The following is a 24,926-nucleotide window of genomic DNA, read 5'->3' on the forward strand; positions in this document are numbered from 1 at the left end:
CCGGGCATTCCGCCGCAGGAGCTGGACAAGATCTTCCAGCCCTTCGTGCAGTCCAGCAAGACCAAGGACGGCTCGGGCGGCACGGGCCTGGGACTGGCCATCTGCCGCAAGATCATCGACGCCATGGACGGCACCATCGTGGCCGGCAACGGCCCGGCAGGCGGCGCCATCTTCACCATCATCCTGCCCAGCCGCAGTGCGCAGGAGACCCGACCGGCCGAGCTGACATAGCCTGCGCGGGCGCGGTGGCGCGGGGCTCAGGCCTCGGACGGCATGTGCCGCCCATGCACCAGCCAGTTGTCCCCTGCCTGCCAGCGCGCGGCCCAGGCGGGCAGCTGGTCGGCGGGCATGGGCCGGGCGATGCCGTAGCCCTGGGCCACGTGGCAGCCCATTTCGCGCAGGCGGCGCGCATGCCTGGGGGTTTCCACGCCTTCGGCCACGGATTCGAGCTGGAAGGTGCTGGCCAGCTGGATCACGCCTTCGACGATGCCCAGGTCGTCCGGGTCGGCCAGCATGTCGCGCACAAAGCTCTGGTCGATCTTCAGCGACTGCACGGGCAGCTTGCGCAGGTAGGTGAGCGAGGAGTAGCCGGTGCCGAAGTCGTCCAGCGCAAAGCGTATGCCCAGCTGCCGGCACTGCCCCATCACCTGGATGGCCTGCTCCATGTCGGCAATGGCGGCGCTTTCCAGGATTTCCAGCTCGATCAGGTGCGGCGGCAGTTCGGGATGCCGGGCCAGCACCTGGGCCATGGTGGCGTGGAAGCCGCCATCCAGAAGCTGGTTGGCGCTGACGTTGATGCTCACGCACAGGTCCAGGCCCTGGTCGAGCCAGCGTGCCGCCTGGGCCACGGCCTCGCCGATGACCCAGTCGCCCAGCGGTCGCTCCAGGTCGCTGCCCGCGATGAAGGGCAGGAACTCGGCCGGCGAGCGCAGGCCCTGGCGCGGGTCGTGCCAGCGCAGCAGGGCCTCGGCGCCCACCAGCCTGCCGCCGCCCAGCTCCACCTTGGGCTGGTAGTGCAGCAGGAATTCGCCCTGCTCCAGCGCACGGCGCAGCCAGCCCAGCTGCAGGCGGCGCGCATCGGCCTTGCGGTCGTTTTCCGGGTCGAACAGCTGGTAGCGGTTGCGCCCGGCCTGCTTGGCCACGCACATGGCCTGGTCGGCATGGCGCAGCAGCAGGTCGGGGTCGGCCTGGTCGTCGGGGTAGAGGCTGACACCCACGCTGGCGGTCACGGTCAGCACCCGGTCCTGCACGGGCACGGGGCGGCTGGCCGCCTCCAGCACCCGGTCGAGGATGGAGGTGCAGTGCTCGACCGAGCCGATCTGCGACAGCAGCAGCACGAACTCGTCGCCACCGAGCCGGGCCAGCGTGTCCTCGGAGCGCAGCACGCTCTTGAGGTGCTCGGCCACGCCCACCAGCAGCGCATCGCCGGTTGCAACGCCGTGCAGGTCGTTGATTTCCTTGAAGCCATCCAGGTCCAAAAAGCACACGGCCAGGGAGCGGCCCTCGCGCGCCGTGCGCAGCATGGCCTGGTTGAGGCGCTCGACCAGCAGGCGGCGGTTGGGCAGTCCGGTCAGCAGGTCGTAGTGGGTGACGCGGTCGAGCTCGGCCTCATGGGCCTTGATGTGGCTGATGTCGGTGAAGACGCCGATGTAGTGCTCGATCTCGCCGCCGGCACCCTGCGCAGCGGAGATGGACAGCATCTCGGCGAAGATCTCGCCCGATTTGCGGCGGTTCCAGATCTCGCCGTGCCAGAAGCCGTCGCGCGCGATGCAGGCCCAGATCTGCCGGTAGAACTCCGGCCCGTGCAGGCCCGAGGACAGCACGCGCGGCGTCTGGCCGATCACCTCCTCGGGCGCATAGCCGGTGATGCGGGTGAAGGCCGGGTTGACGCGCGTGATGCGCCGCGCCGGATCGACCACCATGATGCCCTGGTGGCTGCTGTCGAACACCACGGCGGCCTGGGCCAGCTCGCGCTCGAAGCGCTTGCGCTCGGTGATGTCCCGGGAGATGCCGAACAGGCCTGCGATGTGGCCTGCCGTATTGCGCACCGGGCCCTTGGTGACCAGGAGGTCCAGCGTCCTGCCCGGCTCCACCGTCAGCTGCTCCTCATGCGTGGCCACCTCCTGGCGCAGCACAGCCTGGTCCTTCCTGCGGATGGCGCTGGCGATGCCGAAGGGAAAGAGCGCGAAGTCGTCCTTGCCCACGATGTCTTCGGCCTGCCGGCCCACCAGGCTGGCGGCGGCCCGGTTGACCAGCAGATAGCGCCCGCGCAGGTCCTTCACGAAGACGGCATCCGAGGTGCCGGAGATCACCGAGTCCAGCAGCTGCCGCTGCATGTTGGCCTTGCGCAGCGAGCGCTGCAGCGTCTCGGCCAGCACGCTCACGGCCAGGCCGTTGACGGCCACCACCCCCCATTGCGCCCAGTCGCGCACGGCGACGCCGTCCGTCTGGTCCAGGCTGTAGGCCGCAAAGGCCGTGGCCAGCAGGCCCGGCCCCAGGCCGCCGATCAGCGCACTGACCAGCACGGGCAGCATGAACAGCAGCAGCAGCGAGCGTTCACCGAAATGGCTGGCCAGCGTGCTGCTGGCGGCCAGCACGGCCAGGCTCATGGCCAGGGAAAACAGATAGGAGGCCCAGACCGGGAAACGGCGCGGCCCCATTTCCTGGGTGATGGCGGAGGCGCCGCCGCTGTGCGCGGCCGGCACCGAGCACAGCGCAAAGAACAGCAGGAAGTCCGTGGCCAGCACAAAGAACAGCCCCTTGGCGACGGAAAGCCAGCCGATATCCGCACTGCCTGCCAACGCGAACAACAGCTTGTCGGACAGAATGATCCAGGCGAATGCGAGCAATCCGTAGCTCACCGTGATCAGTCCGATAAATCGGCGTCTTGCTGATTTGGCCATTTCAGCGTGGCACTCCCTGTGTATATGGCTGTCCGGAATTATTGCCAATCCCTGCTGGCAATCGCGTCGTCATTCGCCGAAAACAGGGGGCAATAAAACCATTTGCCGCGCACTCGCTCATTCATAGAGAAATTGCATCGCAGGCCTTTTCCGCCGGATGCGGGAATATCTGTCCGGCCCCTTTTCCCGGTCCGGCCGCCAACTCATTCCGGGCACTGGCGGCAGGGCTGCTGCTCGGTGCGTGCGGCCTCGGCATGCAGCCAGGCCAGGAAGGCCGCCACGGCGGGGCGCCGGGCGTTGCGCGCGGGGTAGACGGCAAAGTGGGCCTTGACGCGCAGGGCCCGGTCCATGCCGAAGGGGGCCACCAGCCGGCCGTCGGCAATGTGGCCGCCCGCGTTCATGGCGCTTTCCAGCGCCACGCCCAGGCCCTGCGTGGCCGCGTCCAGCGACATCTGGGCGCGGTCGAAGCGCACGGCAAAGCGCTCTGGCGCGCGCAGCTGCGAGAACGCCTGGAACCAGTCCGACCACTGGACGATGCTGACGTTGCTCTGGATCAGCGGCACGTGCAGCAACTGCTGCACGCGCTGCAGCCCATGCTCGGCCACGAACGCGGGGCTGGCCAGCGGCAGGATGTGCTCCTCGAACAGGGGCTCCACCTCCAGCTCCGGCCACTGCGCAATGCCGTAGCGGATGTCGATATCGGCCTGGCCCAGCGCGAAGTCGCTGTGCGAATGCGCAGCCGACAGGTTCAGCGCAATGTGCGGGCAGGCCCGTGCGAAGTCCCGCAGCCGGGGCATGAGCCAGAGGCTGGCGATGCTGGGCGCGCAGTGCACGTAGAGGCTGTTGCTCATGCTGTGGCGCAGGTCCTCGGTGGCCGAGACGATGGCCGTCAGCGCGCCGCCCACGCGTTCCAGGTAGGCCTGCCCCGGGCGGCTCAGGCGCACGCCATGCGCGCTGCGCTCGAACAGGCGCACGCCCAGCTGCGCCTCCAGCTTGGCCACCTGGTGGCTGACGGCCGAGGCCGTCAGGTGCAGCTCGGAGGCGGCCAGCGCGAAGCTGCGCCGGCGCGCCACGGCCTCGAAGGCCTGCAGGTGGGCACTGCTGGGAATGGATGCCATGGCAAGTTCCTCGAAGACGCGGGCAGCTCACAGGCAGACCCGGGGAGACCCCGTACGTGAGCTGAAGAACCGTCATCTTAGGCTGATGAAACATCGTTTGTCTTCATGCTCGTGACAGCCCAAGATGGCTGCATCCACCACCACTACAGCGGAGACAGGCACATGCTGCTCAAGGACAGGGTCGCCATCATCACCGGCGGCGCAGGGATCAACGGACTCGGTTTTGCCACGGCGCGCCAGATGGCCGCCCAGGGGGCCCGCGTGGCCATCCTCGACCTGGAGCGGGCCGATCCGGCCGGCGCGGCCGCGCGGCTGGGCGACGGGCACCTGGGGCTGGTGGCCGACGTGACGGACAAGCCCTCGTGCGAGGCGGCGGCCGCCGCCGTGCTGCGCGCCTTCGGCCGCATCGACGCGCTGGTCAACAACGCGGGCATCACGCAGGCCGTGGGCACGCTGGAGATCGGCGGGGCCGACTACGACCGCGTGCTCGACGTGAGCCTGCGCGGCACGCTGTACATGTCCCAGGCCGTGCTGCCGGCCATGCGCAGGCAGCAAGCGGGCGCCATCGTCTGCATTTCTTCCGTCTCGGCCCAGCGCGGCGGCGGCATCTTCGGCGGGCCGCACTATTCGGCCGCCAAGGCCGGCGTGCTGGGGCTGGCCCGCGCCATGGCGCGCGAGTTCGGCGCCGAGGGCATACGCATCAACTGCGTCACGCCGGGCCTGATCGAGACGGACATCACCCAGGGCAAGCTCGGCCCCGAGCGCAAGCGCGAGATCTCCGCCACGATTCCGCTGGCACGCCTGGGCCGCGCCGACGATGTGGCCGGCGCCTGCGTATTCCTGGCCAGCGACCTGGCCGCCTATTGCACGGGCATCACGCTCGATGTGAACGGCGGGATGCTCATCCACTGAGCCCCGCTCGCCTGGCCATGGCCTGCATGGCCGCACACAACCCAAGCAAAGGAGACAAGACCATGCAAAGCACGCTTTTCCACCGCGCCGCCCTGGCCGCCTGCGCCCTGCTGCTGCCGGCCCTGGCCTGTGCCCAGGCCGTCAAGCTCACGCTGGGGCACGGCGCCGCGCCCGACAACCCGCGCCACCTCGCATCGCTGAAGTTCGCCGAGCTGGTGAAGGCGCGCAGCGCGGGCCGCATCGAGGTGCAGGTCGCCCCCTCGGCCCAGCTGGGCGACGACGCGGCCATGGTCACGGCCCTGCGCACGGGCGCGCTGGACCTGTCGGCCAATTCCCAGGGCGCGGTGGCCGCGGCCGTGCCCGAGTACGCGGCCTATGGCATGCCGTTTCTCTTCGCCACGCCGGCCCGGGCCTTCCAGCTGCTGGACGGGCCGCTGGGCCGGGAGCTGGCCGACAAATCGGCCGCCAAGGGCATGGTGGTGCTGGGCTACTGGGACAACGGCATACGCCACATGACCAACAGCAAGCGGCCCCTGCGCAGCGTGGACGATCTCAAGGGCCTGAAGATGCGCACGCCGCCCGACGCGGTGCTGGTGGACATCATCCAGGCCCTGGGCGCCGAGGCCCAGCAGATCAAGTTCGCCGAGCTGTACGTGGCCCTGCAGCAGGGCGTGGTCGACGGCCAGGAGAACCCGCTGGCCAACTTCCACGCCAGCAAGCTGTACGAGGTGCAAAAGCACCTGGCGCTGACGGGCCACATGTTCCAGATGACGCCGCTGATCATGGGCAAGCGCAGCTGGGACCGGCTGCCGGCCGCCGACCGCACGCTGCTGACCGAGGCCGCGCAGGAGGCCACGGCCTACCAGCGCCAGCTGGCGCGCGAGGCCGACGACAAGCTGCTGGACGACATCCGCGCCAAGGGCGTGGAGGTGAGCACCATCGACGCGCGGGCCTTCGCCCAGGCCACGGCCAAGGTGCAGGACAAGTGGCTGGCCAGCCCTGCGGGCCCCTATATCGCCAAGGTCGTCAAGGCCGCAGGCGCGCAGTGAAGTGCAGGGAGCCATCCATGAATCTCATCGAACGCCTGGTCACGGGCCTGTGCCGCGCCGTGCTGTGGACCAGCACCCTGGTGATCTTCGTGATCCTGGTGTGCAACACCGCCCTGCGCTATGCCAGCGGCGCCAGCCTGCAATGGGCCAACGAAGTGCCCGAGCTGCTATTTCCCTGGCTGGTGATGTCGGGCGTGGTGCTGGCCGCCGCCCATGGTGCCCACATCACCACGAGCTTTCTGGTCGAGGCGCTGCCGGCCCGCGTGCAGCGCGCCACGGCCGTGATGGGCTGGCTGGCCGTGGCCGCCCTGTACGCCACGCTGGCCTGGTCCACGCTGAACATGCTGGAGATCGTGCATGACGAGCGCAGCCAGATCCTGGGCATTCCCGGCTCGCTGACCTATGGCTGCGTGATGGTGGGCATGGCGCTGCTGGCCTTGCTGGCCCTGCAGTCGGCCTGGCGCGCCTGCGTGGCGGGCGGGGGTCGGGCATCCGCAGGGGCTGCAGATGCGGCCGATGCCCCAAGTGCCGATGCCGAACCCGCGCGGCCCGTGGCCGCCGCGCACTGGTGAAGGGGGCAGGTCCATGTCCTTCATCATGCTTTTCGTCTTCATGGCGGGCGCCGTGATCGCCATGCCCATTGCCCACGCGCTGCTCATGGGCGCCATGGCGGCGGCGGCCACCTCGGACCGCGTGCCGCTGGACCTGCTGGTGCAGCAGATGGTGGCCCAGGTGCAGAGCTTTCCGCTGATCGCCATCCCGTTCTTCATGCTCACCGGCTCGCTGATGATGGGCGGGCGCCTGGGCGAGGCCCTGGTGGGCGTGCTGTCGGCGCTGATAGGGCGCTTTCACGGCGGGCCGGCCCAGGTGGGGGTGATGTCGTCCACGCTGTTCGGCGGGGTGTCGGGCTCGGCCGTGGCCGATGCCTCGGCCATCGGCTCGCTGATGATCCCGTGGCACAGGCGGCTGGGCTACCCGCCCGCGTTCTCGGCGGCCACGCTGGCGGCGGCGGCCACCATCGACATCCTGATCCCGCCGTCGATCCCCATGATCCTGTTCGCGCTCAGCGCCAATGCATCGATTGCGGCGCTGTTCGTGGCGGGCATCGTGCCGGGGCTGCTGATGTGCGCGGGCTTCATGGGTGTGTGCTGGTGGGTGGGCCGCAGGCGCGGCTTTCCGCGCGACACCACGCCCTTCGCCTGGCCCGCCTTCCGGCGCCACCTGCTGTACGCCAGCCCGGCCCTGCTGCTGCCGGTGCTGATCATCGTGTTCCTGCGCTTGGGCATCGCCACGCCCACCGAGGTGGCCGTGCTGTCCACGCTGTATGCGGGCCTGGTGTCGGCCGTGGTGTACCGCGACCTGGGCTGGCGCCGGCTCAACGATGCGGTGGTGCATGCGGGCCTGGCCACGGGCGTGGTGCTGCTGGTGATCATGGCCTCGGCGGCCATCGGCTGGCTGCTGACCTTCGACCGCATGCCCGATGGCATCGTCCAGTGGGTGCAGTCGCATGTGCATTCGGCCTGGCTGGTGATCGTGCTGATGAACCTGCTGATGCTCTTCATCGGCATGTTCATCGACCTGCCGGCCGCCGTGCTGCTGCTCACGCCGGTGTTCGTGCCGCTGGCCCAGAGCATCGGCATGGACATGACCCAGCTGGGAATCATGATGGTCGTGAACCTGGCCCTGGGGCTGTACACGCCGCCCGTGGGCACGACGCTGTTCATCACGAGCTCGCTGGCCCGGGTCAAGGTGGGCCAGACCGTGCGCGAGCTGATTCCCTTCTACCTGGTGGCGCTGGCGGTGCTGGCGCTGGTGTCCTATGTGCCGGCCAGCATCCTGCGCTGAGCCGCGCGCCTTTCCATCTCTAGGAGACGATGCATGAACCAAGAACTGCAACAGCGCCTGGACCGGCTCGCGGCCTGTGCCTGGCGCATACGCCGCCGCGCCCTGCAAATGGGCGAGGTGCAGGGCCAGGGCTACATAGGCCAGGCCCTGGGCTGGGCCGATGTGCTGGCCGTGGCCTATGGCGACGCGCTGCGGCTGCGGCCCGATGAACCCGGGTGGGAGGGCCGCGACCGCTTCCTGCTCTCGCACGGCCACTACGCCATCGCCTTCTACGCGGCCCTGGCCGAGGCGGGCATCCTGTCCGACGAGGAGCTGCAGACCTATGGCAGCGATGACAGCCGCCTGCCCATGTCGGGCATGGCCAGCTATACGCCAGGCATGGAGATTTCGGGCGGCTCGCTGGGCCAGGGCCTGCCGATCGCCGTGGGCATGGCGCTGGCGCTGCGCCACAAGGGCAGCGATGCCTTTGTCTACAACTCCATGTCCGACGGCGAGCTGGACGAGGGCTCGACCTGGGAGGCCGCGCTGTCCGCCGCCCACCACGGCCTGGGCCGGTTGATCTGCCTGGTGGACGTGAACAACCAGCAGGCCGATGGCCCGTCCACGCGCATGCTGGGCTTCGAGCCGCTGGCCGACAAATGGGCCGCCTTCGGCTGGCATGTGCAGCGCGTGGACGGCAACGACCTGGCCCAGGTGGTGCAGGCCTTCGACGCGGCGCGGGCGCTGGCCGAGGACCGGCCCCGCGTCATCCTCTGCGACACGCTGATGGGCAAGGGCGTGCCCTTCCTGGAGCAGCGCGAGAAGAACCATTTCATCCGCGTCGATCCGCCCGAGTGGCAGCAGGCCATCGCCCTCCTGGACGCATCGCAACCCCTGGAGCCCGCCCTGCCATGAACATGCCTCTTGCCACCCCCAAGCCCCGGCCGACCACCTCGGCCATGATCGCCTCCATCGCGGCCGAAGGCCAGCGCGTGCAGGCCGCGCCCTTCGGCAAGGCCCTGGTGGAGCTGGCCGCCAGCCGGCCCGATGTGGTGGGCATGACAGCCGACCTGGCCAAGTACACCGACCTGCACCTGTTCGCCCAGGCCCACCCCGGGCGCTTCTTCCAGATGGGCATGGCCGAGCAGTTGCTCATGGCCGCCGCCGGCGGCATGGCCAAGGAGGGGCTGACGCCCTTTGCCACCACCTATGCGGTGTTCGGCACGCGCCGGGCCTATGACTTCATCCACCAGGTGATTGCCGAGGAAAACCTGGACGTCAAGATCTGCTGCGCCCTGCCCGGCCTGACCACGGGCTACGGCCCCAGCCACCAGGCCACGGACGATCTGGCCATGATGCGGGCCGTGCCGGGGCTGACCATCGTCGATCCCTGCGATGCGCTGGACATCACCCAGGCCGTGCCCCAGATCGCGGCGCACCGCGGCCCCGTCTACATGCGGCTGCTGCGCGGCAACGTGCCGCTGGTGCTGGACGAGTACGACTACCGTTTCGAGCTGGGCAAGGCGAAGATGCTGCGCGAGGGCCGCGAGGTGCTCATCATCTGCAGCGGCTTCATGACCATGCGCGCGCTGGAGGCCGCCCAGCTGCTGGCCACGGACAACGTGGGCGCCGCCGTGCTGCACTGCGCCACCATCAAGCCGCTGGATGTGCAGGCCATCGTGCAGGCCGTGGCCAGCGGGCCGCGCCTGGTGGTGGTGGCGGAGAACCATTCGGTGGTGGGCGGCCTGGGCGAGGCCGTGGCCGGCGCTCTGCTGGAGCGCGACGTGCGGCCCGCGCGCTTTCGGCTGGCGGGCCTGCCCGACGCCTTCCTCGACGCGGGCGCCCTGCCCACGCTGCATGAGCGCTACGGCATCAGCGCCCAGGCGCTGGCAGGGCGCATCCGGCAGTGGCTGGGGTAGGCAAGGCTGCGGTCACGGGGAATCTGTCCGCAGCGCCAGCATATAGCCCATGCCGCGCACCGTGTGCAGCAGCTTGACCGCATAGGGATCGTCGAGCTTGCTGCGCAGCCTGCACACCGCCACGTCCACGGCGTTGTTCAAGGCATCCACGGGCAGGCTCCAGACCTGCTCCACCAATTCGGCACGCGAGACCACATCGCCCTGGCGCTGCAGCAGCAGCCACAGGACGGCGAACTCCTGCCGGGTCAGGTCCAGCCGGCGACCGGCGCGTTCGACCCGCTTCTTGGACAGGTCCAGCACCAGATCCGCCAAAGTCAGGCGCATGCCCTCCCGCCCGGCGGACCCGCGCATGCGCAGCCTTGCGCGGGCCAGGAACACCGGCAGCCTGATGGGCTTGACCAGGTAGTCGTCCGCGCCGTGCTGCAGGCAGAACACCTGGTCCTCCAGGCTGTCGTTTGCGGCAACCACGATGGCGGGGGTGCTTGTGGCCCGGCGCAGGGCCTGCAGGACCTCTCGCCCGCTCAACCCGGGCAGGTCCAGGTCCAGCACCACCAGGCTGTAGGCACGGCTCAGTGCCATGTCGCGGCCCTGCCGGCCGTCATGCGCGACGTCCACGTTGAACCCGTCCTGGCACAGGCCCTGGCACAGGTACTGCGCCGATGGAGGATGGGCGTCCACGATCAGGACTTTCATGCTCGCTCCTTTGACCGCACGGCAAGGCTCAGGCCAGCACCTGCCTGAGCATCTGCTGCTGCCGTCGGGCCCATTTCGTGCCGACGCGGATGGCCTCGCGCTGCCGGGAGGAGGCGGAGGCGAAAAAGACCGTTTCGCTGATCTGCAGCCGGTGGAACAAGCGCCGCAACTGCAGCGAACGTGCCCGCAGCGATCCTTCCGGCACCAGGGATTCCTGGCGCTGCGCCGAGAACAGGAAAGCGGCCTGCTCCAGGCAGCAGCGGGCCTCGGGCGTGGTCGCGGGCACGGCTCGGGGCTCGCACAGCCGAGCCTTTGCCACAAAGGGGTTGTGGCCCACCACCAGGCCCCAGGGCCGCATGGCGGTCAAGGGATCGACCGACAGCGCCTCCTGCTTGGTGAGCCCGAACGCCCGCGCCAGGCGCAGTCGCATGGCCAGCCGCGGTGCATCGGGCCGCACCGCCTCGATGGCCGTGAGCGCCTCCTCGTCGCCCCCGTCCACGGGCAGCAGCAATGAGCGCAGCAGCAGCCCGGCCGGCTCGTCGTCCTTGGCCGCCGCGGCATGGAGCAGGGCCACGCCCTGCTCCATGGATTCGATGCGTGTGGCGTCACGCAGCACCAGCGCACCCAGGCGGCGCTGGGCCTCCGCCAGGCCGTGCCGCGCCGCCTTCTCCAGGCAAAAGCGCGCCAGCGTGGGATTGGCCACCGAACTGCGGTAGTCGGAACACAGGCGAAACAGGTGCAGCCAGGCGACGGCGATGCCGCCATCGGCGGCGCGCAGCAGCAGGGCTGCCGCCTTGCGCAGGTTCTGCGCGTGCACGAGGTTGTCTGGCGCAAGGTGAGCGCAGGACTGGCCGGAAAGCGCCCGCCCCAGCGCATGGCAGGCGTGCAGGTCGCCATCGGCGGCGCAGCGCTCCAGGCTGCTTTCTATCCAGCCCACCGCCAGCCGCCCCAGGCCATGGCCTGCCACCTCCGCCTGGTGAACCAGGTCGGCGATCAGCTGCTGTATGGCGGGACAGGCAGCGGCATGGGGCAGATCGCCCAGGAGCTCCAGCATCTGCACTGCGCGTGGCGACTGGCCCATGGCCATGGCCTGGCGGGCTTCGCTGGCCATGACCTCGGCAATGTCCTGCGGCTGTACGGCGCGCAGGATCTGCAGGACCTGCAGCAGCTCGCCGCAGGTGAGCGCGGATGCGCCGCCTGCCCCGTGGCACGGAAGGGAAGCGCTGCACCGGCCCAGGCATTCCAGCGCCAGATCGAGTTCCCCCCGGATGAGATGCCATGCGGCGAGCTTCTGGCGCCCGACATCCTCGTACTGCGCAGCGATCCTCAAAGGCTCCAGCAGCCCGTGCTCCAGCAACTGCCTCAGCGGCAGATGCTGGGCCATGCAGACCGAGGCCTGGCGCCTGGCCTGGGGCAGTGCGGCCTGCAGGTAGCCGAGCCCCACGGAAATGCTTCTGGGCACGCCCGGCCCCCCTGCCAGATAGGCCTCCCCGAGCTGAAGCCTGGCCCCCGTGTCCCCTCTTCTTGCCAGCATCCTCAGCTTGACATCCTCGCGACGCATTTTCGCCCCCCCGCCTATCTTTCAATACCCACCCACAGCCGCATCAGCGATACGACACGGATTATTTTTATTTCACCGGAGTCAATCCCCTGAATGCTATCAATGCCCAACATCCATACACCCGACAGCAAAGTGACATTCAAGACATTTTGAAGAAAGGTAACTGTCATGAATGGCAGCCCCTCCCGTCTGGTGTTGGCGGGGTGGAACAGGTTTTGCACGAAAAGCCTGTGAATGGCTTGCCATGCCCTGCCCATTTCTTTTCAAGACCGAATGCGATCGCCTGCGGATTCTAGTATTTACCACAGCATCCGTTTTGAAAATGGATGCGCATGGAATCCACCATTCAATACAAGGATCAGGCATGAAATTCAATCGCATATTGGCGGCAGCATTGCCCGTCATTTCGCTGGCGGCCAGCGCCCAGTCATCCATCACCCTGTTCGGCATCGTAGACGTCAATGCGCGCTACGTGAGGAACAGCGACCTGCCTGGCAACCTGACCATGAACAACAGCGGCCTGGCCTCCGGGCGGCTGGGATTTCGCGGCGACGAGGATCTGGGCGGCGGACTGAGGGCCGGGTTCTGGCTGGAGTCGGATGTCAATGCCGACACGGGCACGTTCAGCTCCACGGGCAAGTTCTTCCAGCGCCGTTCCACCGTGAGCCTGTCGGGAGGTTTCGGCGAAGTGCGCCTGGGCCGCGACCTTTCGCCGGCTTCGGCACATACCTACAAATACGATCCGTTCGGCGTGATCGGACTGGGCGGTTCCGCCGTGGCAAGCCGCATGCCGGACGGCTTCTCACCGTCCTACTACCGCCGCGACAACGCGATCCAGTACCTCTCGCCCAGCCTCTGGGGCCTGCGTGCGGAATTCATGTACGCCATGGACGAGAACCCATCGAGCAACGTGGGCCGCCACGTGGCAGGCCGGGTGCACTACGAAAACGGTCCATTGAGCCTGTCGCTGTCCTATGGCACGACCGACATCGGCGCCGCCGGCGCCAAGTTCAGGCAGTATGGCGCGGGCGCCTCGTACGACTTCGGTTTCGCCAAGCTCATGGGCCACTTCCAGCGGGAGGACCTGCCTTTCGGCACCTACGGCAGCAGCACCCTGGGCTCCGAGGACCGCTGGCTGCTGGGCATGACGGTTCCCGTGGGCAGCGGCCATCTCCGCGCCTCCTATGTGCGTACCGATTCGCGCAAGGGTCCGGTGGCATTCAATGGCAGCGATGCGAACAAATATGCCATCGGCTATGTGCATGATCTGTCGCGCCGCACGGCCTTGTATGGAACCGTGGCCCGCATATCCAACAAGGGCAATGCGAATTTCGCCCTGTCGGGCGGTGCACCGGGGCTTGCTCCCAAGGGCACGTCAACGGGAGCGGAAGTGGGCATACGCCACAGTTTCTGATTTCCTTTCCAGGATTATTCCCGCCAGCGTTGCAAAACCGCTGGCGGCAGGCCGGGCAATGCCCTTTTTCCGCATTCACCAAACCACTGCCACGGCCTGCCCATCCATCCATGTTCCGTTTGAATTGCAAATCCCATTTGCGCCAAGGAGCATTTCATGAAAAACATCAATGCCCTGTATATCGCAGGCATTTTTCTTGCCTGCCCAATGGCCCATGCGGACACTTTTCCCAACGGTCAATCGCATTACGGCTCGCCCGCGCCTGCAGGCTCCTACCGTAGCGTCGATCTGTCGCAGAAGACACCCATCAACGTCACCTGCGGCGAAACCCTCAATTTCACCAGCAAGGGCAGGACATTCGCGTGGAAGGTCAGCTCCATCCGGCACAGCCATGTGCCGGTGGCGCGCTTTGCGCCGCCCGGTTTTGACACGCAGGGCCGCAGCATCTTCGTCATGCCCGCAGAGCACGAGCGAGGCGGCTGAAGGGGCCGCGTCGCTGCGGCCTGCGCTGCGCAGAATCCAACTCAACGCAACTCGACGCAGCAAAAAAAGGGCCCGCAATTCGCGGGCCCTTTTCGTTGCTGGAGGCAGGCCGAAGCTCAGGCCGCCAGGGCGCCGCGCATGGCGTCGATCACGGCCTTGTAGTCGGGCTTGCCGAAGATGGCGCTGCCCGCCACGAAGGTGTCGGCACCGGCATCGGCCACGCGGCGGATGTTGGTTTCCTTGATGCCGCCGTCCACCTCCAGGCGGATGTCGCGGCCGCTGGCCTCGATGCGCTTGCGCGCGGCCTCGATCTTGCGCAGCGTGCTGTCGATGAAGCTCTGGCCGCCGAAGCCGGGGTTCACGCTCATCAGCAAGATGAGGTCGATGTCGTCGATGACCCAGTCCAGCACGTCCAGCGAGGCCGCCGGGTTGAACACCAGGCCCGGCTTGGCGCCCTGGGCACGGATGTTCTGGATGCTGCGGTGCACGTGGGCCGTGGCATCGGGGTGGAAGCTGATGTAGTCGGCGCCGGCCTTGGCGAAGGCCGTGGCCAGTTCGTCCACGGGCGTGACCATCAGGTGCACGTCGACGGGCACGGGCTGGCCGTCGGGCGTCTTCGCATGGGGCTTCAGGGCCTCGCAGATCATGGGACCGAACGTGAGGTTGGGCACGTAGTGGTTGTCCATCACGTCGAAGTGGATCCAGTCGGCGCCGGAGGCGATCACATTCTTGACCTCGTCACCCAGACGGGCGAAGTCGGCAGACAGGATGGAGGGGGCGATGCGGTAGGTGGGGCTCATGGCCTGCGATTGTCGCAGCTAGCCCATGCCGGCACCAGCGACGGCACAAAGCCATGGGCGGCGGCGCGTGGGGACGTTCGCAAGCCGGTACATTGCGGGCAGTTACCATTGCCGCCATGCCCATGAACGAGTTCCAGGTCCAGGTCCGCCCCGCCTTTTTGCCAGAGCAATCCGCTCCAGCGGCAGGCGTGTACGCCTTCTCCTACACGATCACCGTGACCAATACCGGCCAGGTGCCGGGCCAGTTGATCGCGCGCCACTGGATCATCACCAACGAGCTGGGCCATGTCGAAGAGGTCAAGGGCCTGGGGGTGATTGGCCGCCAGCCGCTGCTGCAGCCCGGCGAGACCTTCGAGTACACCAGCGGCTGCCAGCTGCGCACGCCCAACGGCAGCATGCAGGGCACCTATCTGTGCATCAGCCACGAGGGCGAAGTCTTCGAGTGCCCCATCCCGCGCTTTCATCTGCAGTCGGGCGCTGGCGGCGACAGCTTTCCAGACCCTGACAACCGCGTGCTGCACTGAGCGCGTTCCTCGGGGGAGGCGCTAGTCTTCCGCCCTGCCGCAAGACCCCTACATGAAGCGAATCACCCAAGACCTGCCCGGCCTTCTGGCCGCACTCGACCCCGAGGCCGACCTCGCGCACCGCCATATCTGGCTGATCCACCTGCTGGAGTGGGTGCGCGCGCCCAAGCCGTCGGTGGACGGCGCGGTGCAGCGCGTGCAGTTGCTGGTGGAGGCCGTGGAGGCCGATCCGGCCGTGCGCCAGCGCCTGCATGCGTGGTGGCTGCGCTTCATCGATACCGTGGACATCACGGCGCTGCTGGCCGATTTCGGCTTTGCGCCGCGCACCAACATGTTCAGCGAGCTGTCCGAGCGCGTGCGCTACAAGCTGCTGCCCAGCACGCCAGAGACGGTCGATGCCTCCGAGCTGTTCATGCTGGCCATGCCCGACGAATTCGACGCGCGCTGGCTGCACGCGCTGGACGCGGCCCTGCTCGAGCGCATCGCCGTACTGCTGACCGATGGCAGCGAGGGCCAGGGCAGCAGCTTCTGGCAGAACAGCCTGCTGGGCTCCATCACCTATTGCACGGGACAGATCCTGTCCACGGGCTTCTCGCCCGAGCTGCGCCTGCGCATGGACGAGCAGGCGCGCGACGACCAGCCCTTCCACGCCCTGATCCACGATGCGGAAAGCCTGCGCGTGGAGGTGCTGCACGCGCTGCGCACCAACGACCGGCGCGACGCGGCCGAGGCCCGGCTGCGCGAACGGCTGGATGCCTGCCGCGCGGCCGTGACATCGGTGTACGCGCATTTCGAGTCCGAAGGCATTTCGGTGGGCCTGGTGTTTCGCCTTCGCCAGCTGCGCGCGCGCATCCTGCGCGTCAGGCGCCTGCTCGACTGCCTGCTGGCCGACAACCGCGCCACCGAGACGGCCGACCTGCTGGCCAACCTGGTGTCCGTGGGCATCGAGCGGCGCAGCCTGCGCGCCCTGCTGGCCACCAATACCTCGCTGCTGGCCGCCAAGGTGGCCGAGCGCAGCGCCGAGACCGGCGAGCACTACATCACGCGCACGGGCCGCGAGTACCTGTCCATGGTGACCAAGGCCGCCGGCGGCGGCTTCGTGATGGCCTTCACCACGCTGCTCAAGTTCGCGCTCTACGCGCTGGGGCTGTCGGCTTTCTGGGGCGGGCTGGCCGCGGGCATCAACTACTCCATCAGCTTCGTGCTGATCCAGCTGCTGCACTTCACGGTAGCCACCAAGCAGCCGGCCATGACGGCGCCGGCCATGGCCGCCAAGCTCAAGGACCTGCGCGCCAGCGAGGCCATCGAGGAATTCGTGGACGAGGTCGCGCACCTGGTGCGCTCCCAGGTGGCGGCCGTGCTGGGCAACGTGCTGGTGGTGCTGCCCATGGTGCTGCTGCTGTCGCTGGGCTATGCCCAGCTGTTCGGCCACACGCCCATCGACGAGCCGCATGCGATTGCCGTGCTCGATTCGCTGAGCCTGCTGGGCCTGTCGCCGCTGTTCGCTGCCTTCACGGGCGTGCTGCTGTTTGCCAGCAGCCTGATCGCGGGCTGGGCCGAGAACTGGTTCGTGCTGCGCCGCCTGGACTCGGTGATCCGCTACAACCCCGGCATCACGCGCTGGCTGGGCGCCGGGCGCGCGGATCGCTGGGCGCATTTCTGGCGCAAGAACATCTCGGGCTTTGCCGCCAATGTCTCGCTGGGCATGATGCTGGGCCTCGTGCCGGCCTTCGCGGCCTTTTTCGGCCTGGGGCTGGAGGTGCGCCACGTCACGCTGTCGGCCGGCCAGATCGGGGCCGCCATGGCCGCCCTGGGCTGGGAGGTTCTGCACTCCGACATGTTCTGGTGGGCGATTGCCCTACTGCCCATCAATGGCGCGTTGAACGTCACTGTCAGCTTTTATCTGGCATTCCGCGTTGCGCTGAGGGCACACAATGTCAGCGGAGTCGACCGCTCGCGCATCTATTCGGCCATCCGCCGCCGTCTGCGCACAGCGCCGCTGAGTTTCTTCCGCCCCTGAGCCTGCGGGACCTCGGGAACCACGCGGAACCCACGTGCTGGCGTGCCCGCCCGGCCTTGCAGCCTGGCAGTCACGCCAGTGGATCGCCAACGAAGTGTCCCCGTGCCAAGCGCACGGGACGCGGGCTTGCCCGCGCCGCAGGGAAGGCCTTGCGGAGCTTCGCTTGCGGGCCACTGGCTCGCGCAAAGGACGTCGCTGATGAATGACATGCTGAGCTTCTGGGAACCGTGGCTGCGGCCTTCGGCCGGGCTGGCCACGGTTCAGTGGTCCCTGCTGCTGGCCGTGGCCACCATGGTCGGCTATGCCTGCCAGCGCCATGCCGCCCTGCCCAAGGTGGTCGGCTACTCGCTGGTCGGCGGCATTGCCGGGTTGATCGGCTTTGGGGCCAACACCACCTGGCCGCTGCAGGGCACGGGGCTGTTCCTGCTGGAGCTGGGCGTGGCCATCGTGCTGTTCGAATGCGGCGGGCGCATCACGCTGCGCTGGTTCCGCCACAACCCCATGGTGCTGGTGCAAAGCGTGGCCGAGTCCGCGCTGACCTACGTGCTGGTCTCCCTGGTGCTGGGCTGGCTGGGCATGGCCCCCGAAGTGGCCGGGCCGCTGGCCCTGGTGGCCATGGCGGCCTCGCCCCTGGTGCTGACGCGCGTGGTGGCCGACATGCGTGCCGCAGGCGCCGTGACCGATCGCGGCCTGGTGCTGTCCACCCTGTCCACGCTGTATGCGCTGGCCCTGGGCAGCGCCAAGGCGGGCATGCTGACGCAGCCCAAGGCCGGCTTCGTGGCCTCGATCATGCCGGTGCTGGTGGTGCTGGGCGTCTCGGTGGCCGTGGCCCTGGTGCTGGCCGTGCTGATGCGCCTGGCGCTGCGCTTCATGAGCCCGGCCAGCGAGAACACCTCCATCCTCTTTCTCACCCTGATCTCGGCCAGCGTGCCGCTGACCTCGTACCTGGGCGGCTCGGCGCCGCTGGCGGCGCTGCTGGGAGGCATCCTGCTCAAGCAGTTCAACCCGCGCCCCTGGGCGTGGCCGCGCCAGCTGGGCACGGCGGCCTCGCTGCTGACCATGCTGATGTTCGTGCTGGTCTCCACCGTGGCCGCACAGGCCGACTGGAGCGCGCCGGTGGCCGGCGTGGTGGGCGCCGTGATCCTGGCGCGCCTGGTCGCCAAGACCCTGGGCGTGGCCGTGGGCAATGTGGGCACGGGCGCCAACTGGCGCCAGGCCTTCTGGGTGGGCTGCGCCATGGCGCCCATGTCATCGGTGGCGCTGCTGATCGCCTCGCAATTCGTGGCCGCCGCGCCCGAGCTGGGCGCGCAGATCGCAGGCGTGGCCCTGCCCACCATTTTGGTGATGGAGGTGCTGGGCGCCGCCCTGGCCACCGTGGCCATCTACCGCTCCGGCGAAAGCTCCCGTCCCTGGAAGCCGCTGAGCCGCTCGAACACCGCAGGAGATGAACGTGAGTCTTGAAGCCTTCAACTCGTCCGAACCGCTGACCCTGGGCGTGGAGCTGGAACTGCAGCTGGTCAACACCCACGACTACGACCTGGCCCCCTACGCCGAGGACATGCTGCGCCTCATGCTCAAGAACCCGCTGCCCGGCAGCGTGGTGCCCGAGATGACGAACAGCATGATCGAGATCTCCACCAGCGTCTGCCATTCGGCCTCGGAGGTGCTGGGCCAGCTCAGCCAGATCCGCGATGCCCTGGTCAAAAGCGCCGACAAGCTCAACATCGCCGTGGTGGGCGGCGGCACCCACCCCTTCCAGCAGTGGCATGAGCGGCGCATCTACGACAAGCCGCGCTTCCAGGAGCTGTCGCAGCTGTATGGCTACCTGTCCAAGCAGTTCACCATCTTCGGCCAGCACGTGCACATCGGCTGCCCCGACGCCGATGCGGCGCTGCTGATGCTGCACCGCATGTCGCGCTACATCCCGCACTTCATTGCGCTGTCGGCCTCCAGCCCCTACGTGCAGGGCCACGACACGGCCTTCGACTCGGCGCGGCTGAACTCGGTGTTCGCCTTTCCGCTGTCGGGCCGCGCGCCCTGCGTGCTGCACTGGAGCGAGTTCGAGCAGTACTTCGACAAGATGACGCGCACGGGCGTGGTCAAGAGCATGAAGGACTTCTACTGGGACATCCGGCCCAAGCCGGAGTTCGGCACCATCGAGATCCGCGTGTTCGACACGCCGCTGACCATCGAGCGCGCAGCCGCCCTGTCCGGCTACGTGCAGGCGCTGGCCGCCTGGTTCATGGACACCCAGCCCTTCACGCCCGTGGAGGACGACTACCTGGTCTACACCTACAACCGCTTCCAGGCCTGCCGCTTCGGCCTGGAGGCCGTGTACGTGGACCCGGCCACGGGCGAGCACATGCCGCTGGCCGACCACATCCTCAAGACCATGGATGCCGTGGCCGACTACGCGGCCCGCCATGGCGCCGCGCCCGCCCTGCACCTGCTGCGCAGCGACGTGGCCGCCGGCAGCAACGATGCCCGCTGGCTGCGCGAGCGCCAGCGCAGCGAGCAGCTGCTGGCCGAAGTCTCGCGCCAGGCGGCCATGCGCTTTCGCGGCCAGGCCGTCTGAGGCCTGCGTTCAGCGCAGGCTCAAGGCAGCACCGCCGCCGCACGCGCGGCGGTGATCTGCGCGTCCGCGTCGCGCTGCAGCAGCAGGCGCTGGCGCACCAGGTCCTGGGCCGCCGCCGTGACGGCGCTCACGTAGCCGGCCTGGTCGACATACAGCTCCTCCAGTGACGGCCGCCCGTCACCGGCCGCCAGCCGCGCCGCGCGCGTCTTGTGGAAGGGGATGAAGCTGCCCGTGAGGTTGGACAGGTCCACGATGCCCGGCGTGGCCACGTAGTTGAACTCCATGCTGGTGCCCAGCGGTGCCCGCGCTTCCACGCTGCGGATGCCGGCGCGCGTGAGGCCGGTGGCCGCATCGACCTGGGGCACGAGGATGGCGTAGTCCTTGCCCGTGGCGCGCGGCGGCTGCAGCGTGGCGATGCCGCTTTCGTCCTGCGGCACGTACTGCGGGCCGAAGTCGAGCAGCGCAAAGCCGTTGTGGCGCGCCAGGTAACGGAACTCGGGGATGGCGGTCTGCACGCCGCCCACGCTCCAGCTCAGGCCCTTCATGGCGGGAAAGACCAGCTTGTCGGGCCGCACCAGGGTGCCGTCGGCCAGCCTGGGCACCTGGCTGGCCGGCGGCTCGGTGCCGCGCACCACCCAGTCCTCCAGCGCGATGAACAGCGCGCGGAAGGTGTCGTTGAAGTGCACCACGGTGCCGGCCGGATAGACATTGCGCGTGGGCGCATAGCCGATGCTGGCCGTGCCGCCCGCACCGCCGTGCTGGGTGCTGGCGTAGTAGTAGATGCGCGCATTGGCGGGCTGGGCGATGTCGCGCAGGCCGTTGGCATCGGTCAGCACGGGCGAGCCCTGCAGCTGCCAGAACTCCGTGCCGGACAGGCCCAGGAAAAACTTGGGGCAGGTGTTGCTGGCTTCGCAGCGCTTCATCACACCGCCCTGGCGGCCGCTGACCTCATCGCTGTAGTCCTTGTCCAGGCCGCGCGGCGCGGTCTGGCCAAAGGCCGTGTGGTCGGTGCGCAGGCCGCCCCCGCCGCCGGGCACGGCAAAGCGCGTGTTGATGTTGGTCTGGCGCGCGGCCACGTGGGCATACATGCCGTCGAAGACCTTGCCGCCATCGAGCGCCTGGTTGAAGCCCAGGTGCAGGAAGGTCTTCATGGCATTGCCCGACTGCGAGGTGCCCTGGCCGATGGTGTGCGTGATGCGCCCGGCCAGCGGATTGGCCTTGCCGTCGGCATCGGCCGCCTTGGCGCGGAAGAAGCTCACCGTATCGCGCAGCGCGGCCAGGCCCACGCCCATGACCTTGGGGTCCTTGGCCACATAGACCAGCTCGTAGAGGTACTGCGGGTCGAACCCGCCCTTCAGGCAGACATTGGTGGCGCTGGGTGTGCCGGGGAAGGGATTGGCGGCGGCATCGCAGCTGGCGAACTTCCAGTCGCCCGCAGGCACGGTCTGGCGCGCATCGGTTTCGTTGATGCGGCGCGTGAGCGAGTAGCCGGCCTGCGTGTTGTCCAGGCTGGCGGGCTCGTAGGGGATCATGGTCCCGTTGAACACGCCGCCGGGCAGGGCCATGGAGGGCACGGCGGCGGCCGGGACCAGCTCGGTGCGGTAGCTGCCCGTGATGCTGCTGCCGTCCTTGTTGCGGGCCACGGGCACGGTGACCGTCAGGCGCGCGGGCGTGGACTTGGGCACGTCGCCCTGCCAGGCCGAGTACAGCAGCACATAGCCGCGCTCCAGGTAGACCGCATCGCCGGGCGTGGCCGTGGGGTTGGGCATGGTCAGGATGTTGCCGCGGTTGGGCGCGTCATAGCGCAGCACGCCGCTGGCCTTGGACATGTCCTTGGGCTTGAGCATGACGAAGTCGGTGCTGTACTCGACCATGCCGCGCGCATTCACGGGCGCCAGCGCCAGGTCCTGGATCACGGCGTTCTTCGGGTCGGCCGGGTCCAGCTCGCCGCGCAGCACGCCGGTGACTTTCTCGTAGGCGCCGACACTGCCGTAGCTGCCGGCAAAGTCCTCGGTGGCGCTGATGCTCAGCTGCATGCGCGGCGCCTGCGAACCGGCGGGCGAGTCACTGCCGCCGCAGGCGGTCAGCAGGCCGGATGCGGCCAGGGCAAGGGCCAGGGGATGGGTGGATCTGATGTGCATGTTGTCTCCTTGGGGTCATGGCACAGGCAAGGCTGCGCCCTGGCCGCCGTGCATTGCGGTGGCCTAGGACGGTTCGGAAAAAAAGGGAACGGGAGAGCGGGGAGCGGCCTACTCGGGCTGGATGCCGGCGGCCTTGATCACCTGGCCCCACTTCTGGGTCTCGGCGGCCTGGAAGGCGGCCAGTTCCTGCGGTGTGGCCGTCCAGCCCTGGGAGCCGGACATGTCGAAGAAGGACTTGGCGCCCGCGCTGTGCACGGCGTCGGACAGAAGGCGGTTCAGGCGGGCCACCACGGCCTCGGGCGTGCCGGCCGGCGCATAGGCGGCGAACCAGTAGCCCATGTCATAGCCCTTGACGCCGGCTTCCTCCAGCGTGGGCACCTCGGGCAGCTGCGGGCTGCGCTGGGTGGTGGAGTAGCCCAGGGCGCGCAGCTTGCCCGACTTGACCTGGGGCACGCCGGTGGAGGTGTCGGTGATCATCAGGTCGATCTGGCCGCCCAGCAGGTCGGTGATGGCCAGCGGATTGCTCTTGTAGGGCACGTGCATCAGGTCCACGCCGGCCAGCTGCTTGAGCATTTCACCGGCCACGCGGCTGGAGGAGCTGCCGCTGCCGAACGACAGCTTGCCCGGCTGCTTCTTCGCCGCCGCCAGCAGATCGCCCACGTTCCTGTACGGCGCATCGGCGCGCACCACCAGCACCTGGCCGCCCTTGCCCAGCCCGGCCACGGGCGCGAAGTCCTTGACCGCGTCATAGGGCAGCTTCTTGTACAGATGCTGGTTGGCCGCGTGCGTGGTGTTGGTGGTGATCAGCACCGTGTAGCCATCGGCCGCCGAGCGCGCCACCTGCTGGGCCGCGATCATGCCGCTGGCGCCGCCCTTGTTCTCGACCACCACGGCCTGCTTGGTCGCCGTGGTCACGGCCTGGCCCAGCGCCCGTGCCAGCTGGTCGGTGGCGCTGCCGGCCGCAAACGGCACGACGAAGGTGATGGGCTTGGACGGATAGTCCTGGGCCAGCGCCGGTGCTGCGGCGGCTGCCAGCGCGCAGGCTGCCAGCGCGAGCGCATGGCGGCGGGGGAAGTTGTGCGAAAAGTGCATGTCTGTCTCCTTTGTTGTGATGAATGTGTGACGGGCGGGTGCTGCCGGCTACTCCGGCGCCAGATGGGGCAGCAGCGAAGCCGGTATGTGGACCTGCATCTGCAGCAGCCAGTACGACAGCGCCTTGCCGTGGCTGTCGAGGTTGAGCGCATCGTTGACGCCACCGTCCAGCACCGCGTCCAGCACCCAGTTCATGGCCTGCAGGCGCTGCAGCACGAAGCGCTGCACGCGCGCCGGGCGCCGGGCGGCGAAGTGCGCGGCCACGCGCTCTTCGGTGATCTGCTCCACCAGCACGGGCCAGCAGGCGGCATTCCAGGCGATGAGGCTGATGTTGGAGCGGTTGCCCTTGTCCCCCGTGCGCCCGTGCGCCAGGCGGTACAGCGGCACGGTGACGGGCATCGTGGTTGGCAGTGTGTTCATGCGGCGTGCTCCCCGGCTTCTTTCCCGGCCTCTTTCTCGACCCCTTTGTCGATCTCTTCCTCGGCCCACTTCCACCCGGTGGCGATGCTCTGCTGCGCCAGCAGGCAGGACACCGTGCCCAGCCGCGCGCGCAGCGCCGTGCGCACGCCGCCGCCGCCGGCCGGCCCGCAGGTGTACAGCGCATTGACCTCGCGCGGCAGGCGCCGCGCCTGGGCCTGCGTGGGGCGCAGCCAGGCGGCGCGCAGGCGCACGTCCTGGGGGGCGGCTGCGCCGGCCGGCTGCGCGTCGCGCCAGCGGCCGGCGTCGTCGCCCAGCACGCTGGCCACGCCGATCCAGTCCAGGCGCAGGTCGCCTGCGGCCTCGCCGCCCAGGCGCTCGCGCAGCACCTCGCCGGCCAGCCGGGCGCGCTCCAGGGCGCGCGGGCCGGCATAGGAGATCTCGCCCTCGGCCAGCCAGCCCGAGGCATGGCAGACATTGACCTTGTAGTGGCCGTTGTGCGCATGGCCGCGCACGCCGCTCAGGCGCACGGCGTCAGTCCCCACCTGGTGCACCTCGGCCTCGGACAGGTCGGCCACCACGTCGGGCGTCAGGTAGGCGGCCGGGTCGTGCACCTCGTACAGCAGCTGTTCCTTGACCGTGCGTTCGCTGACCAGGCCGCCCGTGCCTTCGGGCTTGGTGATGGTGCAGTCGCCCGAGGGCTCGATGATGGCGATGGGATAGCCCAGCCGCGCCAGGCCCTGCACGTCCTTGAAGCCCGGGTCGGCGAAGTAGCCGCCCGTGACCTGGGCGCCGCATTCCAGCAGGTGGCCGGCCATGGTGGCGCGCGCCAGGCGGTCCCAGTCGTCCCAGGCCCAGCCGAAATGCGCCATGGCCGGCCCCAGGGTCAGCGAGGGGTCGGACACGCGGCCGGCTACCACGATCTCGGCGCCGGCCTGCAGGGCCTCGGCAATCGCGCGCGCGCCGATGTAGGCGTTGGCACTGACCAGCGAATCCTCGGGAAACTCCGCGCCCAGCGCAGCCCGCAGCGCCTCGCGGTACGCCGGGCCGCTCACGTCGTCGCCATGCACGACGGCGATGCGCGGCACGCGCAGGCCCAGGCGCTGCGCCAGCCGCTGGATGCAGCGCGCCGCGCCTTCGGGATTCGCCGCACCGAAGTTGCTGACGATGCGTATGCCATGCGCCAGGCAGTCGGCCAGCACGGGCTCCAGCAGGTCCTCCAGCAGGGGTTCGTAGCCCGCGTCGGGCTGCTCGCGCCGCGCGAGCTGGGCCAGGGCCAGCGTGCGCTCGGCCAGGGTCTCGAAGATCAGGCAGGCGCTCTGGCCGCTGGCCGCCAGGGCGCGCACCACGGGCGCGGCGGCATCGGTGCGGTCGCCCGAGAAGCCGGCTGCGCAGCCCACCCACAGCGGGGGCCTGTCCGGGGCAAGAGAGGGTTCCAGGTTGTCCATGAGAGCCAATGTAGGCAGCCGCTGCTAATCTGT

At 68.8% G+C, this 24,926-nt stretch carries 23 protein-coding genes; 13 read left to right on the forward strand and 10 right to left on the reverse strand.

Annotation, left to right across the window (positions count from 1 at the left end):
- The coding region (locus tag ACF8O7_RS06970) for a sensor histidine kinase (protein ID WP_392442864.1) at positions 1-231 on the forward strand (231 nt) is incomplete at its 5' end.
- Between the two features lie 26 nt (positions 232-257).
- On the opposite strand, the gene ACF8O7_RS06975 is transcribed toward ACF8O7_RS06970, so the two are convergent.
- Positions 258-2,849 (reverse strand): putative bifunctional diguanylate cyclase/phosphodiesterase, encoded by a 2,592-nt coding sequence (locus ACF8O7_RS06975; RefSeq protein ID WP_374006369.1) that lies wholly within the window; start codon positions 2,847-2,849, stop codon positions 258-260.
- A 257-nt stretch (positions 2,850-3,106) separates the two neighbouring features.
- Positions 3,107-4,021, reverse strand: coding sequence for a LysR substrate-binding domain-containing protein (locus ACF8O7_RS06980; RefSeq protein ID WP_392442867.1), 915 nt, complete (start codon positions 4,019-4,021; stop codon positions 3,107-3,109).
- A gap of 162 nt (positions 4,022-4,183) precedes the next feature.
- Between ACF8O7_RS06980 and ACF8O7_RS06985 the strand changes: the two genes are divergently transcribed.
- The 6 genes from ACF8O7_RS06985 to ACF8O7_RS07010 all read left to right on the forward strand — a co-directional run bounded on the left by ACF8O7_RS06985 (position 4,184) and on the right by ACF8O7_RS07010 (position 9,725).
- Positions 4,184-4,933 carry an SDR family NAD(P)-dependent oxidoreductase gene (locus tag ACF8O7_RS06985; protein WP_016450593.1) on the forward strand — a complete coding sequence of 250 codons (750 nt, stop codon included), beginning with the start codon at positions 4,184-4,186 and terminating at the stop codon, positions 4,931-4,933.
- Positions 4,934-4,995: 62 nt separating this feature from the next.
- Entirely contained in the window at positions 4,996-5,982 is a 987-nt protein-coding gene (locus tag ACF8O7_RS06990; RefSeq protein ID WP_016453961.1) for a TRAP transporter substrate-binding protein, read from the forward strand.
- Between the two features lie 17 nt (positions 5,983-5,999).
- A complete protein-coding gene (locus ACF8O7_RS06995) occupies positions 6,000-6,554 on the forward strand; it encodes a TRAP transporter small permease (RefSeq protein WP_392442869.1) in 555 nt (184 codons plus the stop codon).
- Between the two features lie 13 nt (positions 6,555-6,567).
- Positions 6,568-7,827 carry a TRAP transporter large permease gene (locus ACF8O7_RS07000; RefSeq protein WP_016450596.1) on the forward strand — a complete coding sequence of 420 codons (1,260 nt, stop codon included), beginning with the start codon at positions 6,568-6,570 and terminating at the stop codon, positions 7,825-7,827.
- Positions 7,828-7,860: 33 nt separating this feature from the next.
- Complete coding sequence (locus tag ACF8O7_RS07005; protein WP_392442871.1) at positions 7,861-8,721, forward strand: transketolase; 861 nt, start codon at positions 7,861-7,863, stop codon at positions 8,719-8,721.
- Positions 8,718-9,725, forward strand: coding sequence for a transketolase family protein (locus tag ACF8O7_RS07010; protein WP_392442873.1), 1,008 nt, complete (start codon positions 8,718-8,720; stop codon positions 9,723-9,725). The genes ACF8O7_RS07005 and ACF8O7_RS07010 overlap by 4 nt, the downstream gene beginning before the upstream one ends.
- Positions 9,726-9,737: 12 nt before the next feature.
- Here the strand turns inward: ACF8O7_RS07010 and ACF8O7_RS07015 are convergent, their stop codons facing one another.
- The 3 genes from ACF8O7_RS07015 to ACF8O7_RS07025 all read right to left on the reverse strand — a co-directional run bounded on the left by ACF8O7_RS07015 (position 9,738) and on the right by ACF8O7_RS07025 (position 12,200).
- A complete protein-coding gene (locus ACF8O7_RS07015; protein ID WP_016450599.1) occupies positions 9,738-10,418 on the reverse strand; it encodes a winged helix-turn-helix domain-containing protein in 681 nt (226 codons plus the stop codon).
- A gap of 28 nt (positions 10,419-10,446) precedes the next feature.
- Entirely contained in the window at positions 10,447-11,880 is a 1,434-nt protein-coding gene (locus ACF8O7_RS07020) for a hypothetical protein (protein ID WP_392442876.1), read from the reverse strand.
- Positions 11,881-11,993: 113 nt separating this feature from the next.
- A complete protein-coding gene (locus ACF8O7_RS07025; RefSeq protein WP_158528308.1) occupies positions 11,994-12,200 on the reverse strand; it encodes a hypothetical protein in 207 nt (68 codons plus the stop codon).
- A gap of 143 nt (positions 12,201-12,343) precedes the next feature.
- On the opposite strand from ACF8O7_RS07025, the gene ACF8O7_RS07030 reads away from it, so the two are divergent.
- Both ACF8O7_RS07030 and ACF8O7_RS07035 read left to right on the forward strand, forming a co-directional pair.
- Positions 12,344-13,393 (forward strand): porin, encoded by a 1,050-nt coding sequence (locus tag ACF8O7_RS07030; protein WP_016450601.1) that lies wholly within the window; start codon positions 12,344-12,346, stop codon positions 13,391-13,393.
- Positions 13,394-13,549: 156 nt separating this feature from the next.
- Entirely contained in the window at positions 13,550-13,876 is a 327-nt protein-coding gene (locus tag ACF8O7_RS07035; RefSeq protein WP_043790802.1) for a CzcE family metal-binding protein, read from the forward strand.
- A 116-nt stretch (positions 13,877-13,992) separates the two neighbouring features.
- On the opposite strand, the gene rpe is transcribed toward ACF8O7_RS07035, so the two are convergent.
- A complete protein-coding gene (gene rpe / locus ACF8O7_RS07040; RefSeq protein WP_016450603.1) occupies positions 13,993-14,676 on the reverse strand; it encodes a ribulose-phosphate 3-epimerase in 684 nt (227 codons plus the stop codon).
- A gap of 116 nt (positions 14,677-14,792) precedes the next feature.
- Between rpe and apaG the strand changes: the two genes are divergently transcribed.
- The 4 genes from apaG (at position 14,793) to ACF8O7_RS07060 (ending at position 19,795) form a co-directional block, all read left to right on the forward strand.
- Positions 14,793-15,200, forward strand: a complete 408-nt coding sequence (gene apaG, locus ACF8O7_RS07045) for a Co2+/Mg2+ efflux protein ApaG (protein WP_016450604.1) — start codon at positions 14,793-14,795, stop codon at positions 15,198-15,200.
- Positions 15,201-15,252: 52 nt separating this feature from the next.
- Entirely contained in the window at positions 15,253-17,220 is a 1,968-nt protein-coding gene (locus tag ACF8O7_RS07050) for a site-specific recombinase (protein WP_016450605.1), read from the forward strand.
- 198 nt (positions 17,221-17,418) lie between these two features.
- The gene (locus ACF8O7_RS07055) at positions 17,419-18,681 is read left to right on the forward strand and encodes a cation:proton antiporter (RefSeq protein ID WP_016450606.1); all 1,263 of its coding nucleotides are present in this window, start codon (positions 17,419-17,421) and stop codon (positions 18,679-18,681) included.
- A complete protein-coding gene (locus tag ACF8O7_RS07060) occupies positions 18,671-19,795 on the forward strand; it encodes a YbdK family carboxylate-amine ligase (RefSeq protein WP_013804717.1) in 1,125 nt (374 codons plus the stop codon). Before ACF8O7_RS07055 ends, ACF8O7_RS07060 begins: the two co-directional genes overlap by 11 nt.
- Positions 19,796-19,815: 20 nt before the next feature.
- On the opposite strand, the gene ACF8O7_RS07065 is transcribed toward ACF8O7_RS07060, so the two are convergent.
- The 4 genes from ACF8O7_RS07065 to ACF8O7_RS07080 form a co-directional block, all read right to left on the reverse strand.
- Positions 19,816-21,936 (reverse strand): alpha/beta hydrolase domain-containing protein, encoded by a 2,121-nt coding sequence (locus ACF8O7_RS07065; RefSeq protein ID WP_392442879.1) that lies wholly within the window; start codon positions 21,934-21,936, stop codon positions 19,816-19,818.
- A gap of 108 nt (positions 21,937-22,044) precedes the next feature.
- The gene (locus ACF8O7_RS07070; protein ID WP_016453952.1) at positions 22,045-23,028 is read right to left on the reverse strand and encodes a tripartite tricarboxylate transporter substrate binding protein; all 984 of its coding nucleotides are present in this window, start codon (positions 23,026-23,028) and stop codon (positions 22,045-22,047) included.
- A gap of 48 nt (positions 23,029-23,076) precedes the next feature.
- Positions 23,077-23,448, reverse strand: a complete 372-nt coding sequence (locus ACF8O7_RS07075; protein ID WP_013804720.1) for a hypothetical protein — start codon at positions 23,446-23,448, stop codon at positions 23,077-23,079.
- Positions 23,445-24,893: an acyclic terpene utilization AtuA family protein gene (locus ACF8O7_RS07080; protein WP_392442881.1), complete on the reverse strand. Its 1,449-nt coding sequence runs from the start codon at positions 24,891-24,893 to the stop codon at positions 23,445-23,447. The genes ACF8O7_RS07075 and ACF8O7_RS07080 overlap by 4 nt, the downstream gene beginning before the upstream one ends.
- Positions 24,894-24,926: the final 33 nt, after the last annotated feature.

Origin of the sequence: Delftia sp. WSY_16, assembly GCF_043104415.1 — a bacterium.
Taxonomy (GTDB): Bacteria; Pseudomonadota; Gammaproteobacteria; order Burkholderiales; family Burkholderiaceae_C; genus Comamonas; species Comamonas tsuruhatensis.